This is a genomic window from Pedococcus sp. P1_H8 (assembly GCF_056405175.1).
In genome coordinates this window covers 1-507 of sequence record NZ_JBFUCP010000145.1, presented here as the reverse complement: position 1 = coordinate 507, position 507 = coordinate 1, and the positions used below count along the sequence as shown (strand labels likewise).

At 70.8% G+C, this 507-nt stretch carries 1 protein-coding gene; it reads right to left on the bottom strand.

What is annotated here, in order from left to right:
* On the bottom strand, window positions 1-507 hold a 507-nt coding region (locus AC1DYG_RS19295), incomplete at both ends, for a DUF2252 family protein (protein WP_477641471.1).

The window sequence follows — 507 nt, the reverse complement described above, 5'->3', positions numbered from 1 at the left end:
GTCCTGGGTGGTGTCCCCGACGAACAGCACGATGAAGCACATGGTGCCGACGGACCCGACCCCCACTACCTTGCGCGCGATGTCCTGGAAGCGGTACCGCGCCACCAGCTGACGGCGGTCGCTGGCGAGGGTGTCCAGGTAGTTGGCGTAGGCGTCGAAGAGCAGCTTGGTCGCCTCGGCGTGCCGGTCGTGCGGGAGCCGCACCACCAGCGGCGGATCCTCCTTGATCCGCAGGCCCTCGCTGGTGACGGTCGCGAACCGTGCCAGGTTGTCCAGCGGGGTGCGCCGTTCCGCTTTCGCGAACACCGCCTCGGTCGCGGCGACCGGCCGCGAGCCGACCATCTCCCGCACCAGCTCACGCAGGGCGTCCGCCTCGATCCGTGCGTACCAGATGTCGAGGGAGGTCATGCCTGCCGCGCGCGCCATCGTCTCCCGGTACACCTGCCCCACCACCCGGGCGGCCGCGCGCGCCTCCCAAGGTTCGTGACCGTCCTCGACGGACGCGAC